The organism is Flavobacterium enshiense, from assembly GCF_040750275.1.
Lineage (GTDB): Bacteria > Bacteroidota > Bacteroidia > Flavobacteriales > Flavobacteriaceae > Flavobacterium > Flavobacterium enshiense_B.
The window spans coordinates 77,653-92,901 of the sequence record NZ_JBDOCV010000001.1 but is presented as its reverse complement, the minus strand read 5'-3'; the positions used below and the strand labels follow the sequence as shown (position 1 = coordinate 92,901).

At 39.5% G+C, this 15,249-nt stretch carries 19 protein-coding genes; 7 read left to right on the top strand and 12 right to left on the bottom strand.

Going from position 1 to position 15,249, the window contains the following annotated elements; all coding sequences use genetic code 11:
• Position 1 precedes the first annotated feature (1 nt).
• Complete coding sequence (locus tag ABGT15_RS00480; RefSeq protein WP_367229458.1) at positions 2–748, top strand: YoaK family protein; 747 nt, start codon at positions 2–4, stop codon at positions 746–748.
• Entirely contained in the window at positions 738–959 is a 222-nt protein-coding gene (locus tag ABGT15_RS00475; protein ID WP_367229457.1) for a VF530 family DNA-binding protein, read from the top strand. Before ABGT15_RS00480 ends, ABGT15_RS00475 begins: the two co-directional genes overlap by 11 nt.
• On the opposite strand, the gene aat is transcribed toward ABGT15_RS00475, so the two are convergent.
• The 3 genes from aat to ABGT15_RS00460 all read right to left on the bottom strand — a co-directional run bounded on the left by aat (position 960) and on the right by ABGT15_RS00460 (position 3,053).
• On the bottom strand, positions 960–1,616 hold the full coding sequence (gene aat, locus ABGT15_RS00470) for a leucyl/phenylalanyl-tRNA--protein transferase (protein ID WP_437125344.1): 657 nt from the start codon (positions 1,614–1,616) through the stop codon (positions 960–962).
• A gap of 178 nt (positions 1,617–1,794) precedes the next feature.
• Positions 1,795–2,172, bottom strand: a complete 378-nt coding sequence (locus tag ABGT15_RS00465; protein WP_367229456.1) for a DUF3127 domain-containing protein — start codon at positions 2,170–2,172, stop codon at positions 1,795–1,797.
• Between the two features lie 5 nt (positions 2,173–2,177).
• Positions 2,178–3,053 (bottom strand): flavin reductase family protein, encoded by an 876-nt coding sequence (locus ABGT15_RS00460; RefSeq protein WP_367229455.1) that lies wholly within the window; start codon positions 3,051–3,053, stop codon positions 2,178–2,180.
• Positions 3,054–3,163: 110 nt separating this feature from the next.
• Here ABGT15_RS00460 and ABGT15_RS00455 point away from each other — a divergent pair, with 110 nt between their 5' ends.
• Positions 3,164–4,318, top strand: a complete 1,155-nt coding sequence (locus ABGT15_RS00455) for a sensor histidine kinase (protein ID WP_367229454.1) — start codon at positions 3,164–3,166, stop codon at positions 4,316–4,318.
• Between the two features lie 78 nt (positions 4,319–4,396).
• Here the strand turns inward: ABGT15_RS00455 and ABGT15_RS00450 are convergent, their stop codons facing one another.
• The 3 genes from ABGT15_RS00450 to greA all read right to left on the bottom strand — a co-directional run bounded on the left by ABGT15_RS00450 (position 4,397) and on the right by greA (position 5,992).
• Entirely contained in the window at positions 4,397–4,897 is a 501-nt protein-coding gene (locus ABGT15_RS00450) for a DUF1648 domain-containing protein (protein WP_367229453.1), read from the bottom strand.
• Between the two features lie 143 nt (positions 4,898–5,040).
• On the bottom strand, positions 5,041–5,430 hold the full coding sequence (locus tag ABGT15_RS00445; protein ID WP_367229452.1) for an HIT family protein: 390 nt from the start codon (positions 5,428–5,430) through the stop codon (positions 5,041–5,043).
• An 85-nt stretch (positions 5,431–5,515) separates the two neighbouring features.
• Positions 5,516–5,992 carry a transcription elongation factor GreA gene (gene greA / locus ABGT15_RS00440; protein WP_367229451.1) on the bottom strand — a complete coding sequence of 159 codons (477 nt, stop codon included), beginning with the start codon at positions 5,990–5,992 and terminating at the stop codon, positions 5,516–5,518.
• Positions 5,993–6,154: 162 nt separating this feature from the next.
• Here greA and ABGT15_RS00435 point away from each other — a divergent pair, with 162 nt between their 5' ends.
• On the top strand, positions 6,155–6,583 hold the full coding sequence (locus ABGT15_RS00435) for a hypothetical protein (protein WP_367229450.1): 429 nt from the start codon (positions 6,155–6,157) through the stop codon (positions 6,581–6,583).
• A 55-nt stretch (positions 6,584–6,638) separates the two neighbouring features.
• Here the strand turns inward: ABGT15_RS00435 and ABGT15_RS00430 are convergent, their stop codons facing one another.
• The 5 genes from ABGT15_RS00430 to ABGT15_RS00410 all read right to left on the bottom strand — a co-directional run bounded on the left by ABGT15_RS00430 (position 6,639) and on the right by ABGT15_RS00410 (position 12,286).
• A complete protein-coding gene (locus ABGT15_RS00430) occupies positions 6,639–8,789 on the bottom strand; it encodes a TonB-dependent receptor (RefSeq protein ID WP_367229449.1) in 2,151 nt (716 codons plus the stop codon).
• 225 nt (positions 8,790–9,014) lie between these two features.
• Positions 9,015–9,416 (bottom strand): alternative ribosome rescue aminoacyl-tRNA hydrolase ArfB, encoded by a 402-nt coding sequence (arfB, locus tag ABGT15_RS00425; protein ID WP_367229448.1) that lies wholly within the window; start codon positions 9,414–9,416, stop codon positions 9,015–9,017.
• Between the two features lie 2 nt (positions 9,417–9,418).
• Complete coding sequence (locus tag ABGT15_RS00420; RefSeq protein ID WP_367229447.1) at positions 9,419–10,981, bottom strand: DUF4301 family protein; 1,563 nt, start codon at positions 10,979–10,981, stop codon at positions 9,419–9,421.
• Positions 10,948–11,565, bottom strand: coding sequence for a nicotinamide riboside transporter PnuC (pnuC, locus tag ABGT15_RS00415; RefSeq protein WP_367229446.1), 618 nt, complete (start codon positions 11,563–11,565; stop codon positions 10,948–10,950). The genes ABGT15_RS00420 and pnuC overlap by 34 nt, the downstream gene beginning before the upstream one ends.
• A gap of 10 nt (positions 11,566–11,575) precedes the next feature.
• Positions 11,576–12,286 carry a geranylgeranylglyceryl/heptaprenylglyceryl phosphate synthase gene (locus ABGT15_RS00410; RefSeq protein ID WP_367229445.1) on the bottom strand — a complete coding sequence of 237 codons (711 nt, stop codon included), beginning with the start codon at positions 12,284–12,286 and terminating at the stop codon, positions 11,576–11,578.
• Positions 12,287–12,448: 162 nt separating this feature from the next.
• Between ABGT15_RS00410 and ABGT15_RS00405 the strand changes: the two genes are divergently transcribed.
• Entirely contained in the window at positions 12,449–12,736 is a 288-nt protein-coding gene (locus ABGT15_RS00405; protein WP_367229444.1) for a hypothetical protein, read from the top strand.
• A 3-nt stretch (positions 12,737–12,739) separates the two neighbouring features.
• On the top strand, positions 12,740–13,159 hold the full coding sequence (locus tag ABGT15_RS00400) for a group III truncated hemoglobin (RefSeq protein ID WP_367229443.1): 420 nt from the start codon (positions 12,740–12,742) through the stop codon (positions 13,157–13,159).
• On the opposite strand, the gene ABGT15_RS00395 is transcribed toward ABGT15_RS00400, so the two are convergent.
• Positions 13,126–13,755, bottom strand: coding sequence for a 4'-phosphopantetheinyl transferase family protein (locus tag ABGT15_RS00395; protein ID WP_367229442.1), 630 nt, complete (start codon positions 13,753–13,755; stop codon positions 13,126–13,128). The two genes, ABGT15_RS00400 and ABGT15_RS00395, sit on opposite strands and share 34 nt — an antisense overlap.
• A 142-nt stretch (positions 13,756–13,897) precedes the next feature.
• On the opposite strand from ABGT15_RS00395, the gene ahcY reads away from it, so the two are divergent.
• Positions 13,898–15,214, top strand: a complete 1,317-nt coding sequence (ahcY, locus tag ABGT15_RS00390) for an adenosylhomocysteinase (RefSeq protein ID WP_367229441.1) — start codon at positions 13,898–13,900, stop codon at positions 15,212–15,214.
• Positions 15,215–15,249 lie beyond the last annotated feature (35 nt).

The following is a 15,249-nucleotide window of genomic DNA, read 5'->3' as shown; positions in this document are numbered from 1 at the left end:
AATGTTTAGACATCAAGGTAAAAACCGAACCTTCCGACACAACCTACGACTGGCTTCCAATCTGTCTTTGGTAGCCGGGATTGTAAACAGTGTTGGAGTTTTGGCAATCAGCACCTTAACCACTAACGTAACCGGGCATTTTGCTTATTTCTCGGAAGAATTGATTATTGGACAATTTTCAAAAGCCATTCCCTACTTACTTTATATTTTCTTTTTCTTTTTAGGGGCTTTTGTTTCAAACACTTGCATTGAAATCGCGGCCATTAAAAAAAGAAAATATTTACACACTGCACCAATGTTCCTGGAACTATTCCTGCTTGTTGTTGTAGGCTTTTGGGACGAATGGAATGCAGCCGGAACTGAAAATACGAATCAAATCGCGTACACTCTTTTGTTTTCTATGGGATTGCAGAATGCTTTGGTAACTAAAATATCGCAGTCGACCGTTCGTACCACACACCTTACGGGACTTTTTACCGATTTGGGCATTGAAACCTCACAATATTTTTTCTACAGACAGCATCCGGATGTCATCAAACTGAAGAAAAATATTTTCCTGAAACTATCGATCATTGTTTTCTTTTTTATCGGTTGTATTTCGGGTACATTGTTGTTTTATCAGATGGGTATTAAAACATTACTTGCATCTGCGATTCTGATTGCAATCGCCCTGATGATGGATAACCTTATTTTTTATTATAATTTCACACGAAGAAAATTCAGAAACAGAAGAAACAATGAACAATGATCCTTTACACGGCGTTACCTTAAAAACCATCGTCGAAACGTTAGTAGACTATTATGGTTTTGATACTTTGGAAGAACTGATCCCGATTAACTGTTTCAAGGTCAATCCGTCGGTAAAATCGAGTTTGACGTTTTTGCGCAAAACGGATTGGGCACGAAAAAAGGTGGAAGAATTGTACATCAAAACCTTGCCCAAACTTGGCAATCGGTAATTATTGTTTCGGATGATTCAACACCATCATGAAATCCTCGCGGTCGATTTCCACACAGCCTAAGCTTTCCAAATGTTCGTTGTACACCTGACAATCCAACAGCAAATATCCTTCTTCTTTTAGTTTTTGCACCAAATGAATAAAAGCTACTTTACTGGCGTTTGAGACTTTGGAGAACATGCTTTCGCCACAGAAAATATGACCTAAATCAATGCCATATAACCCACCAATGAGTTGATCCTCTTGCCAGACTTCAACGGATTTGGCGTGACCCAGTTCATGTAGTTTGCAATAGGCTTCAATCATGTCGTCGGTAATCCAGGTACCGTTTTGCCCTTCGCGTTTTACGGATTGGCAATTGGAAATTACCGCCTTGAAATCCTGATTAAAAGTTACTTTGAAAACGCCTCGGTTTAAAATATTCCGCATGCTTTTGGAAATTTTCAGATCGTCTAAAAACAACACCATGCGCGGATTGGGCGACCACCAGGTAATGGGTTCGCCGTCCTCAAACCAGGGAAAAATACCGGAGTGGTATGCCAAGAGCAAACGCTCGGTAGACAAATCGCCTCCTACAGCAATAATCCCCGAAGGATGGGTTTCGGAAACGGGCGGAAACCAAAGCTCCTCCGTTAGCAAATAGATTTTTTGCGGCATGTTATTCCATTGAGTTTACAAAGATGCGAAAAGTTTTTCCAATAGCCCCGATGGGAGCAACTACCTTGTAGTGCGGAAAGCGGGAAAAAGGATTCCAAAAAAGCCCAAACCTTTCGCTCCAAAAAAAAAGCCAGAAATGTTTACATTCCTGACTTTATGTTTTTATGATTTTTCTGTATTAGAACGGTAAATCGTCGTGCTCTTCTTCGTTGAAGTTCGTAGCCGGTTCAAACGCCTGACTTGCCGGCATTGGTGGCATTTGTGGTGCAGCCGGAGCTTCTGCCTGCATTTTCTCGATTCTCCAACCTTGGATCGAGTTAAAATATTTGGTTTCTCCTTGCGGATTAGTCCACTCTCTTCCACGCAAATTGATGGACACTTTCACAGCTTCTCCCACACGGTAGTTGTCCAACAAATCACATTTGTCTTGCGTAAACTCAATCATGATGTGCTGCGGATATTGTTCTTCCGTAGTTACTACCAATTCTCTCTTTTTAAAACTCGCACTTACTTGTTGTGCAGCGTTAATCACTTTTACTTTTCCTGTAACTTCCATACTGTTTACTGTTTTGCTAGAAGGACCTTCCAAGCGGTGGCCACTTCGTTGTTGTCTAAATGTTCTTTGGCTTTTATGAATTGTTTCTCGATATCGTCGGCGCTTAAAACGGCTTTAATGGCGAAATCTTCTTTTACAAATATAGCAATTTCTTCGTCGGTTGGTAAGGCCTCCACATTTCCTAGTTTCCCTAAATCGTTTCCGTCGAAAATTGTGCTGTCTTTTACGAAATCCGGAATAGCATCCACCCCTATTCCTAAAGTTGTTAGCGGTTTTTCCACTTCGAACAAACCTTGGTTCGCTCTTGAATACCAGTTGCCTCCCATACGGGCGACCAAATCAATTTTGTGCTGATCGATGGTTCCGTTGGCATCCAAAATCTCTTCACTGATGTGGAGTTTCACCACTTCACAGATGATCAGGTTTCCGGCGCCACCTTCTGTTCCTAAAGCGATGATTTCATTTACCTTGCATTCGAATTGTACCGGGCTTTCCGCCACTCGAAACGGTTTTATTTTATCCGAAGGCAACATCGTTAATCCCGATTTTACAAACTCGTTCACGCCGTCTGCATATTCCGTACTGGACAAGGAAGCTTGTTGCACGATGTCGTAATTTACCACATTGATAACTACTTCTTTTGTTTTTTCCGCATTGATTAAGGTGTGTTTGATCGTATTGTCACGAACCCTGCGCGCCGGCGAAAAAACAAGTATCGGCGGATTGGAACTGAATACGTTAAAAAAACTGAACGGCGATAAATTGGGGTTGCCGTTTTCGTCTAAAGTACTGGCAAATGCAATCGGTCTTGGACCAATCGCCCCTTGCAGATAGGCTTGTAATTTTACCGGAGTTACCTCTTTCGGATCAACGCTAATCATGGTGTAAAAATTTTGACAAAGATACTTTTTTCGAATCAAATTTATTCGACAAAAAATCATTTTAATTAGCTACCTTAGCTTATCTGAAACACAGCCACTCAAAAAGAAATATGAATTTTTCTTCCGACAGACGCAATTTAATACGCTGGATTATCATACTTGCCGCTTTCAATTTATTAGTCTTAATACTTTGGAACACGTATACGTTTTTCCAGACCTTTAAAAACGAAGAGCGCTTAAAAATGGAACTTTGGGCTGTTGCTTCCAAAACCCTAAACAACGCAGACGAAAATACCGATGTGGAACTGCCATTTCAGATTTTGAGCAACAATACCACCATCCCCATCATTCAGACTACTGAAAAAGACAGCATCCTGAATATGACCAATGTGGAGGAGGAAATCGCCAAAGACAAACGCAAAACCCTTATTTTTTTCAACAAACTGAAATCGGAAAATAAGCCCATCGTGATGAATATAGGCGGAAAAAAACACTTGTATTACTACGGCAACTCCTCATTGATTACCAAATTAAAATATTACCCCATTGCGTTAGTTTTAATTGCTTTGTTTTTCAGCGGTATGATTTTCAACTTTTACCGTGCTAGTAAGATGGCCACACAAAATAGGCTTTGGGCGGGTATGGCAAAGGAAACCGCGCACCAGATCGGAACACCTTTGTCTTCGCTAATCGGCTGGCTGGAAATTTTGAAATCGGAAAATGTGGACGAAAGTACCGTAAACGAAATCGAAAAAGACATTAACCGTCTGCAAACCATTACGGATCGGTTTTCCAAAATCGGTTCGGAACCCATACTGGAAAACCGGGATTTGATCCAGGAAACCGAACAATCATTCGACTATTTAAAATCCAGAACTTCCAAGCAAGTAGAATTCTCCTTTACAGCACCACAACATCCAATCACGATCAAACTCAATCCGATTTTACACAGTTGGACGATTGAAAATCTGGTAAAAAATGCCATCGACGCCATGAAGGGGAAAGGAAAACTGGCAGTTTCCATTGAAGAAAACGAGCGTTTTGTGAAAATAAAAGTCAGCGATACCGGTAGTGGTATTCCAAAAAACCAGTTTCAAAGCGTTTTCGAGCCCGGCTTTACCACTAAAAGACGTGGCTGGGGATTGGGTTTATCGCTAACCAAAAGAATTGTGGAAGAATACCACGACGGGCGTATCAAAGTGGCGCATTCGGAGATTGGAAAAGGCACTACGATGCAGATTACGTTTAAAAAGGAAATTGCTTAGGCCTCGCCTTTAAATGACATTTGCTTAGCCGCAGCCGATTTCAATTAAACCGTTAACCAAAATCATATCACAGCCGTATTATTTTTTAAGTCTATACGATTGATAGGAAAAATACCCTATCAGCATAAGAATTGACACTATCAGTATCGGCAAAAACCAAGGACCAAGCCCAGCCATTTTCTCTTTTGAAGTTTGAATGGTACAAAAATCAATCAGAAAAAACAGGACAACCAATACAAGCTTTAAAAAACGGATCATCCTTGTGGCATTTGCATATTGTTTTTCGGCATTTTCTTCCGTAATCGCCACCATGTAATTGAAATTCTCCGGGTACTTATTCAAAACGGTCAGCATTGTAAATAAAAGTGTCCCGATAATCGGCAACAGGAAGATTGTCGTTCTTGAACCATAACCATCAACTTCCCCTGCCCCATTATAATGAATCGGTATGATTTCAGGCAAATCAGAAAAAGCAACCGCATTCATAACCCAAAACACAACTAAGGTTAGATATCCCACTGCTTCAACAATTTTATCCGTTTGTGTACACTTTATTTCAATCTTCGGACGCTCTATCATTTTTTATTAAATCCTTGATGTTGTTATTTTCTCATAATTTAAGCATATTGCCGCCAATGTTGTATTACAAATTAAAACCGCAGCTTCCCAGATTTTATTTCTTTAATCTGTGAAACTGCGGTAAAATAGTAAATCTTGATATTTTATAAATTCTGTTGAATCGTTTGTGCTAAATTTTCAAATTCTTCTTTAGCCAAGGACACTTTTCGCTCAAATCGCATATCGTCCATATCCTGAAGCGGAATTAAATGTACATGCACATGCGGCACTTCCAAACCGACCACAGCCACTCCGATGCGTTTGCATTCAACGCTTTTCTCCAAGGCTTTGGCTACTTTTCGGGAGAATTGCATCAATGCTAAATAATGTGCTTCTTCCATGTCAAAAATCTTGTTGATTTCCTGCTTCGGCACACAAAGCGTATGTCCCTTTGCATTAGGGTTCACATCCAAAAAAGCGATAAAATTATCATCTTCCGTTACTTTGTAGCATGGAATTTCACCATTAATAATTCTTGTAAAAATAGAAGCCATACTTTTTAATTTAGAAATTATAATTTACAAAACTTTCGGCAAGTTAAAATCGAAATATTGAAACTAAAACCCTTACAATTTGAATTTAGTCACGTGATATTTCAAGAATCTCGAATTTTAACACCCCATTCGGCACTTTAATTTCCGCAATTTCCCCAACGGATTTTCCCAAAAGACCGTGGCCAATTGGTGAGGTTACAGAAATTTTTCCGGATTTCAAATCCGCTTCGCTTTCGGCTACTAACGTATATTTTAATTCCATACCGTTGGTTTGGTTTTTAATCTTAACGGTAGAAAGCACTAACACTTTGGATACATCCAATTGGGATTCGTCAATCAAACGGGCATTAGCCACCAAGTCTTCCATTTTGGAAATTTTCATCTCCAGCAAACCTTGCGCTTCTTTCGCCGCATCGTATTCTGCATTCTCGGACAAATCACCTTTATCGCGGGCTTCTGCAATAGCTTCGGAGGCTTTCGGACGCTCGATACTCTTCAACTGATCTAATTCGTCTTTTAATTTTTTTAATCCTTCAGCAGTATAATAAGATACTTTACTCATAATTTCATCGTTAATATAAATAGAAAAAATCCCATCGGAACGGGATTTCTTTCTACAAAGATATTGTTTTTATTTTATTTCAAATTTAATTGCCTTTTTACAGCATTTGTCAAAGTTAATTAATTTAAATTTGTTTATCAATTCTTTTATTACTTTTTTGAAATGAAAAAAATCTTCTTTCTGATAGCCGCCGTACTACTTTTAAGTTGCGATAAGGACAACGACAACAACAATAACAATCCTTATCTTCCCAACTATCCTGTTAACGTACAACTTAACAAGAGTCTTCCGGAATACGACAACCTTAATTATGTAGCCAACCCTGTTTATGTGAATATTGCCGGAGTCGGAATCAGGGGTTTGATCGTCATGAAAACCGGAGAAGGAAGCTATGCCGCTTTTGACCGCGCCTGTCCGAACCAGAATCTAAGCAGCTGTTCCACCATGACTATCAACGGAATAAATGCCAAATGCCCGTGTGATGATAAAGAATACAGCCTTTTTACAGGCTTACCTACCACACAGGCACAATATCCTATGAAACAATACCGAGCGCAACTAAACGGCAATTACGTTATCGTAACCAATTAAAAAATCCCTGAAGAAAATTCTAACAGGGATTTGGCATTCGTATTAACCAAACATTCTAAAATTTAAGCGTGGCACCCAGCAGAAAATTTCTTCCTGCCTGTGGATAATATCCGGCTCCTTCAATAGTAGTTACACTTCCCGGATTGGACCAATTATCATCATACGTATAAAAATAACCATTGGATTCAAATTCTTCATCCAGAATATTATTTACCAATCCTGAAAAAACAATCGATTTCAAACCTTTGTCGAAATTTAATTCATAGGTAAGATTCAAATCAGAAAAACTATAGGCTTTCAACACCGATTTCTCCGCATCAATATTCCCCATATACTGCTTCCCCACATATTTGGTAAGCAATGAAGCATTCAGGTTTTTTAGTGGTGAATAGGTTATTGCATTCCCAATTATCACATTAGGAGAATAGGCAATATTCGTGTTTCCCAAATTTTGCAATTCGCCATCGCGTTGGAAATAAAAATCAATGTTTTTATTTTGACTGATCGTGACATTAGGACGCAGTGTCAATTTATCCAAAACTTTGACTACAGATTCGACTTCCAAGCCAAATCGATAACTGTCCCCGCTGTTGGTAAAGATTGGCGATCCTACATCATTTAAAGCACCCGTCATCACTAACTGATTGTGATACAACATAAAGAAGGTGTTGGCTGAAACCCTAACTTTCGAACTGTTAAATTTCCAACCCATTTCCACATCATACAAGCGTTCCGGTTTTGTACTTCCATTTTCATAATCGTCACGGCGCGGCTCTTTATTGGCAATACCAAAATAACCGTAAAAAGCATTTTTGGCATTCAGATCAAAATTAACCCCCAGTTTCGGATTGAAAAATCGGAACGTATCACTCACTTCCTCAAACTTAGTACTGTTGGCATTGTAAAACACCATACGGTACTGCAGGTCGGCAAACAAATTAAATTTCCCGAAAGTCTGCGAGATTTTTCCGAAGAAGTTCACATCGTCTTTGTTTCCGAAATTGTTATAGTAACGGTTATCCGTCGGATTATAATATTGCGTCCAAACGACCTGTCCGAAATGTTTCCCTAAATAACGGTTGGCTGCGCCTCCGAAAATTACATCGGTTTTACCTTTATGATAACTTAAATTTAAAGTGGCTCCGAAAAAATCATTATCCAACCATCTTTTTCGAACCAAATCTGTAGTTGGGTTCCCTCCGAAATTGTTTAGATTATAATCAGCGAAATTCTGATCTTCCTTGTATTGCTCGTAATATCCTTTCCCGATAGTATAATGCAGGGCCGCATTGGATTGCCAGTTAGCAGCAAGCTTCTGATTCCAATGCAACTGAAAATGATTCTGCCAGTAATTGTCGGTTTCGTTGTCATAAAACTGCATGTTACCGTTCTCGTCGAAGTACATTCCGGCAGGGTTAAAAGTTCTGTCGTTATTTAGCTTGTCCAAATCCTCTATCCCATACCATGCTTGGTAAGTTTTCTCTTTACCCCCGAAGGCAATCGCCTTGATGATCGTTTTATCGGTTATGTAATTGGCATTGAAAAAATAGCCGAACATATCACTCGAAGCCCTGTCGATGTAGCCATCAGAATGAATATTAGAGATTCGTCCGTTGATTTCGAAATGATCGTGTAAGCCCGTTCCGAAAGCCAAGGTATGTTTTCTGGAGTTGAAACTACCGATGGAATTGGCAATTTCCGCATAGGCTTTTTCCTGAAACGATTTGGTTTGCATATTCAGACTCGCTCCAAAAGCACCGGCTCCGTTGGTAGAAGTCCCTACCCCGCGTTGCAGCTGCACACTTTCTAAGGAGGAAGCAAAATCAGGCAGGTTGACAAAAAATGTTCCTTGACTTTCACTGTCGTTAAAAGGAATGCCATTCAACGTTACATTAATTCGGGAGCCGTCGGCACCACGCACGCGCATGTAGGTGTACCCGATTCCGGCTCCGGCATCGGTAGTGGTTACTACTGACGGCAAATAATTCAGTAAAACAGGGATATCCTGCCCTAAATTTCTCGGGGCAATTTCTTCTTTGAAAACATTGGTAAACGTAATCGGGTTTTTTCCTTTGGCCCGAACTGCCGAAACCAACACATTGTCCAGTTCGTTTACTTTAACACTGTCTTTAGGCGTTTCCTGGGAAAACCCCTGAGTCGTTTGCAGCATCACAACCACTGCTAAGGTTTTGAATAACGTTTTCATTCGTAAAAATTCACGAATAAAAGGGGCAATTATCCTGGGTACTAAAAATTATTAATTGATTGTATCATGACACCAACTTCATTAACCGGTTGTTATCATTTCCCTAAACAGCATTACCTGTTCCAGGTTCTACGGGTATAATCTCAGCTCGTTATTTGGAGCACCCCTTTGAGACGGGGCAAAGATACGGTGATAAATTCCAAAAATCAAAATCACAAATTGATTTTACATTTTAGGCTTTTGACGCAATTGTTTGATATCGGACTGGTTTCGTTTTTCCTTTAAACGCTTTTCAATCACCGACCGCGGAATCTTAGTAGTTTTTCTTGCTTTTGGCACCTTGAGCGCGCCTTCAAGTATGGCCAGAAATCTTTTAACGACAATTTCTTTATTTCGGAGTTGGCTGCGGTCTTCATCACAGTTCAAAACCAACAACTTGTCTTTTGAGATTTTATTTTCCAGCTTAACTAACAACAGCTCTCTTTCTTCCTCGGATAAGGCTTCCGATTGTTGCACATCAAAAGTAAGCACTACTTTCGAAGCCTCTTTATTGACATTTTGCCCTCCGGCTCCGCTGCTGCGAACGGCCTTAAACTGTAATTCCGCTATGATTTTTTCCTTGTTCACCTTTATTCTTGCTGATGTGCCGGCTTGAGTAAATCGTTTACCGTTTTTACCGGATTGAAGGTTACCAAAGGCACTTCCACAAAAACCGTGACCCAATTAGCCATAGCGCCATTCCAAAGCCCGGGCAATTCATAGGCTTTGATATCTTTTCCATTTTTGGTTTTCTGCACAATAAAACCAGCGTTGGGATTTACAAAATCATTAAGATTAAACTTTTCCCCTTTATAATTTTTCACACCACAAACCAAATCTACAGGATTGAAGTGGGTAGATTCTGCAAAGATCTTTTTTTGACTTTCGCTTTGTTGATCAATTTGCGAAGATTCCACAATCTGCAACGAAACGGTTCCATTGTCTTCATTTACCCAAAACGGTCCTCCGCCGGGTTCTCCTTCGTTTTTCACCATGCCGCAAACACGAATCGGACGGTTCAGCAACTGATAAAGTTCCTGCTTTTGATTCTCGTAAGAATACTTCGAAAAGTCTTTTGGCAGAAACACATTCAGTCTTTCATTGGCAAAGGTTACAATCTCATCCAGATTCGATAACGTATTGTTCTCCAACTGTTGCAAATAGAAAAAAGTTTCCTGCTGCAATTGAAATAACAAACCGCCCAATGCTTTTTTGTAAAATACAATTTCTTCAAAATGATTGAATGCCACATTATCAATGTTCTTGATAAAAATCACATCGCTTTGCAACTGTCCGAGATTTTCGATAAGCGCACCATGTCCACCCGGCCTGAAAAACAAATTACCGTCTTCCAATCGGAAAGGAACATTATTCATATCAACAGACAAAGTATCGGTAGCCAAATGCTGGAAGGAATACGAAACACTGGCATTGGCTTTATTCTGGTTTACAATGGCTTCAAATTCTTGAAGATGTTCCTCCGAAACCGTAAAATGCAACTTTTGAACACCTAAACTTTCCGTATAGGCTGTAGTTTCTTTCAAATGTTTTATAATCGGGGAATGTAAAATGCTGCCCTGTTTGTGAAACGGAAGAATTCCTTTTGGTTTGTTGGCAAAATCAAAACCTTCCTGAGAAAGCATCATACTTATAAAATAGTAATACTTTTCGTCTTGTGAAAAAGCATCATAATTATTGTAAAAACTCTTCACTTCCTCCAAAACCAAATCATAAAACGGAAACTTTTCCATCCCCACCAAAAAAACAGACAATTCCAAAGCTTTCTTGCGGTTGATATAGGCGTTTATGGTTTCATTATCGGGATGAAAATCGTTTACAAAATCGATCAGAAATTTAAACATACGACTGGCTGCTCCGGAAGCCGGTACAAATTTTTCAATAACATAATCATTTTTATGAGCTTCAAAACAAGACACAAGTGCTTCCATTTCCGTTTCGGAAAACGAAAAAATACCATCGCAGACCGTAGCGGTCCTGTCTAAATCTATCTTGGTGATGCCCCGTTCAAAAAAAGACAACTCCCGACGGATTTTATCAACAGCTATGCCGTACTCTTCTATATACTTAAAATCAGATGCTGTAAAACCGTATGCAGTTACTAAATAGTCTTTTGCTGTAAAATCCTTCTCCATTCTATATAAGCTGTAATAGCTAACCCCGTAAAAATTAAATATTGTAATGCCAACATACCCAAACCTCGATACGCATAAATGGGAGTTACAATAAAGTCTCCTATTATCCACAAGGTCCAGTTTTCTATCTTTTTATTGGCCATATACCACATCCCGGTAAAGAAAATACCCGATGCTGCGATATCGATATAATTTTCTTTTCGCACCTCCTGGCCAACCATTTTATAGATGCCGAAAACTACAAAAATTGTCAGAAAAAACAATACTATTCCTGTTATTTTTTCTTTAAAATTAGTTCTTGTGATGGGTAAATCCAAATTAGAATCCCTTTTTCTGCCCCAATTCCACCATCCGTAAATACTCATCACGGAAAAGTAAAAATTAATCATCATATCACCCAAATATCCGGCAACCCAAAGCAGATAGGTCGTGATAACCGTAGCAATCAACCCTGTCGGATAGAGCCAAATATGCTGTTTTCGCGCCAACCACACACTGGCAATCCCACATACAAAAGCCGTAAATTCCAGCACAATCTGTAAAGTGGAAGCATTTTTATAGGCCTCAAAAAAGAACTCCAGCATAACGGTTGTACTAAGAATTAAAAAAATCAGCGTCGTTTTCAAAAGCAGTGCCGATAACCACCAGATCAGCACCTGCAGCAAAGGCTTCTTCAATGGCGCTTTTGGATCGGATGCCGCCACCTACAATTACCGGAATGCCGGTATTTTCCGAAACACTGCTTATCATGGCTAACGGGACCGCCAGTTTGGCACCACTTCCCGCTTCCAGATAAAGCAATTTGTTACCAATATATTCGCCGGCTTGAGCGGTTTGCAGCACATAATCAACATTACTCCTACGTAACGGTTCGGTTTTACTTACGCGTTCTACGGCGGTTTGTGTTCCGCTCTCGATTAAGATATAACCCGTAGAAATAACTTCCAGGCGTGTCTTTTTTAAAATGGGAACCGCATTTACCTGATGCTCGATTAAATAATCCGGATTTCTTCCAGATAATAACGTTAAGAACAGAATCCCGTCGGCCTCTTTGGAAATTTGCGAAGGATTTCCTGGGAAAAGCAAAATCGGTAAACGCAATTTTTGCTTTAACGTAAGGATTAATTCATCAATGATATCTGCCTCAACAATACTTCCGCCCACAAAAACATGAGTAGCCGGTGACTGATTGATTTTCTCAGCCAGCACCCCTACCTTTTCCATTACAATTTTATCCGGATCCAGCAAAACCGCCAGGAGTTTTTTCCCGTTTTTTTTAGCCGATACCATTTCGTTGTAAATCATTTTTTTGCAGAGCTTTATTATTTGGTAAAAGTAACTTTTTTGTCATACAATCATTAATATATTCCTCCATAATACCAAAATCTTTTTTCAGGGAACATGATTTTTATCATAAAACCGAGGTGTATCAGCACCGTACATTTGCTTCATAAAACATTAGAAATCATGACACTATATCAAAAAACATTCGAAGAATTTCAAGAAGGATACATGGGATTTACAACATTAGCCGTAATCGGACAGAGTTGTCTGGGAGGTGCTGCCGCCATGTACATTTTACAAAACGGCGTTTCTTTCTTTCAAATGGTTCAGTTGGCCTTGGTGGTCATTGCATGCAGCTTTGTTAACGGCGCTATTTTATCCCAACAAAAACCAAAATTGGTCTTCAACTTAATCATCGTTAGTGTTGCCATCAGCATTGCAGCTATCATTCTGAATAACTTCATTATTTAAGTAATGAAAAGAGATATCGAAAACAGAAATGACCTTTCTTTACTGGTTCACACCTTTTACGATAAAATTCGTGCTAACGAAGAGATTGGTCATTTCTTTAATGAAACAATAACCGACTGGTACGCCCATTTGGAAAAACTGACTGATTTTTGGGAAAACAACCTCTTTGCCGTTCGGAAGTATTTCGGCGATCCGCTTACGGCTCATGTCGAAGTGGACGAAAAATTCCAACACACCGTAAATCCGGATGTGTTTGGTCTTTGGCTCAATTTATGGTTTGAAACGCTGGAAGAATTATTCGAAGGTAAAAATGTAGAACTTTTGAAACGTCGTGCCCGAAAAATGGGAACTTTTCTCCTGATCAACATTTATGAAAACCGAACACGCCGTCAATCGGATTTCAAGGCGCAAACCAACATATAATTTTCGATTTCCTCGAAACAGATAGCGTAATGCTCAATGGTGTTATTGAAATGCAATTGTGCTTTACTTTTTTTGTCCGCAAGCAAAAATTCCTCTTCAAAAATATGATCGGGAAAGCTGATACCGGCTTCATTTTTCAATTTAAAAACAGCTTCTTTAATACCCCAGATAACGGTGGCTTTCCTTGCCTGATCTACTTCGGATAAATTTTCGAGATGGGAAACATCCATAAACCGCGGGGCAATTCGCAACACTTTTTCCTTTACCTGCTCGATATCCAATCCGATGTTTTTATCACTCAGCACAATTGCAGAAAAATCGAAAGAATGCGATATGGAAATATGAGTTCCGTCCTGTAAATGCGGTTTTCCGAATTCATCGTAATACAAATCAAAATCGGAATAGCCACATTGCTGCAACAACATCCGCACCCCAAGAAACCCTTTTTGATGACTTTCGGATTTCATTCCTTCCAAGCGGGTTAACGAAACATCTTTCAGGCGCGCAGACCGAAACAACGTGTTAAAATCTTCCTCTATTTTCCAGAGAAAAACTTTTGCACAACTGTCTATATTTACTTCTTTATAAAAAGGCATTCGATACTTTATTGTTTATCAAAAGATTAGATTCCTAAACAAATCACAAAATGTACAAAACACTATAGGAAAATTAAAGGAAATGCGTAATTTTGCAGTCCGAAATTTATCGGATAATTATTAAAACAAATATACTAAATAGATGAGTACAACAACAATTCCATTTGTAGCCTACAAAGTAAAAGATATTAATCTTGCGGCTTGGGGAAGAAAAGAAATTGAACTTGCAGAAGCAGAAATGCCAGGATTAATGGCGCTTCGTGCAGAATATGGAGCCAGCCAGCCTTTAAAAGGAGCGCGTATTGCAGGATGTTTGCACATGACGATCCAAACGGCGGTTTTAATCGAAACTTTGATTGCTTTAGGAGCAGAAGTTACTTGGTCTTCTTGTAACATTTTCTCTACACAGGATCAGGCTGCTGCTGCAATTGCTGCTGCTGGAATTCAGGTGTATGCTTGGAAAGGTCTTGACGAAGAGTCTTTCGATTGGTGTATCGAGCAAACCTTATTCTTTGGTGAAGACAGAAAACCGTTGAACATGATCTTGGATGATGGTGGTGATTTAACCAACATGGTTTTTGACCGTTACCCGGAATTAATCCCTGGCATCAAAGGTTTATCAGAAGAAACGACTACTGGTGTTCACCGTTTGTATGAAAGGATGAAAAACGGAACTTTGTTCATGCCGGCAATCAACGTAAACGATTCGGTTACTAAGTCTAAATTTGACAACAAATACGGTTGCAAAGAATCTGCTGTAGATGCTATTCGTCGAGCTACTGACGTTATGTTAGCTGGTAAAAGAGTGGTAGTTTGTGGATACGGTGACGTTGGTAAAGGAACGGCAGCTTCTTTCCGTGGTGCCGGTTCTATCGTTACAGTAACTGAAATCGATCCAATCTGTGCTTTACAGGCAGCTATGGACGGTTTTGAAGTGAAAAAATTAGACACTGTAGTAGGTAATGCGGATATCGTAATCACGACTACAGGGAACAAAGATATCGTGGTTGGAAAACATTTCGAAGCGATGAAAGACAAGACTATCGTGTGTAACATCGGTCACTTCGATAACGAAATTGACATGGCTTGGTTGAACAAAAACCATGGAGCTTCTAAAATCGAGATCAAACCTCAGGTTGACAAATACAACGTAAACGGTAATGACATCCTAATCTTAGCTGAAGGCCGTTTGGTGAACTTAGGTTGTGCAACCGGTCACCCATCGTTTGTAATGTCAAACTCGTTCACGAACCAGACATTGGCACAGTTAGAGTTGTGGAATAATTCAGCTGCCTACAAAAACGAAGTTTACATGTTACCGAAACACTTGGATGAGAAAGTGGCAGCGTTACACTTAGCTAAATTAGGTGTAGAATTGGAAACATTAAACGCAGAACAAGCGGCGTATATCGGTGTAGAGGTTCAAGGACCTTTTAAACCGGAATATTACAGATATTAATCAGTGATTAGTCAAAATAGTTTTAAAAAACCCTT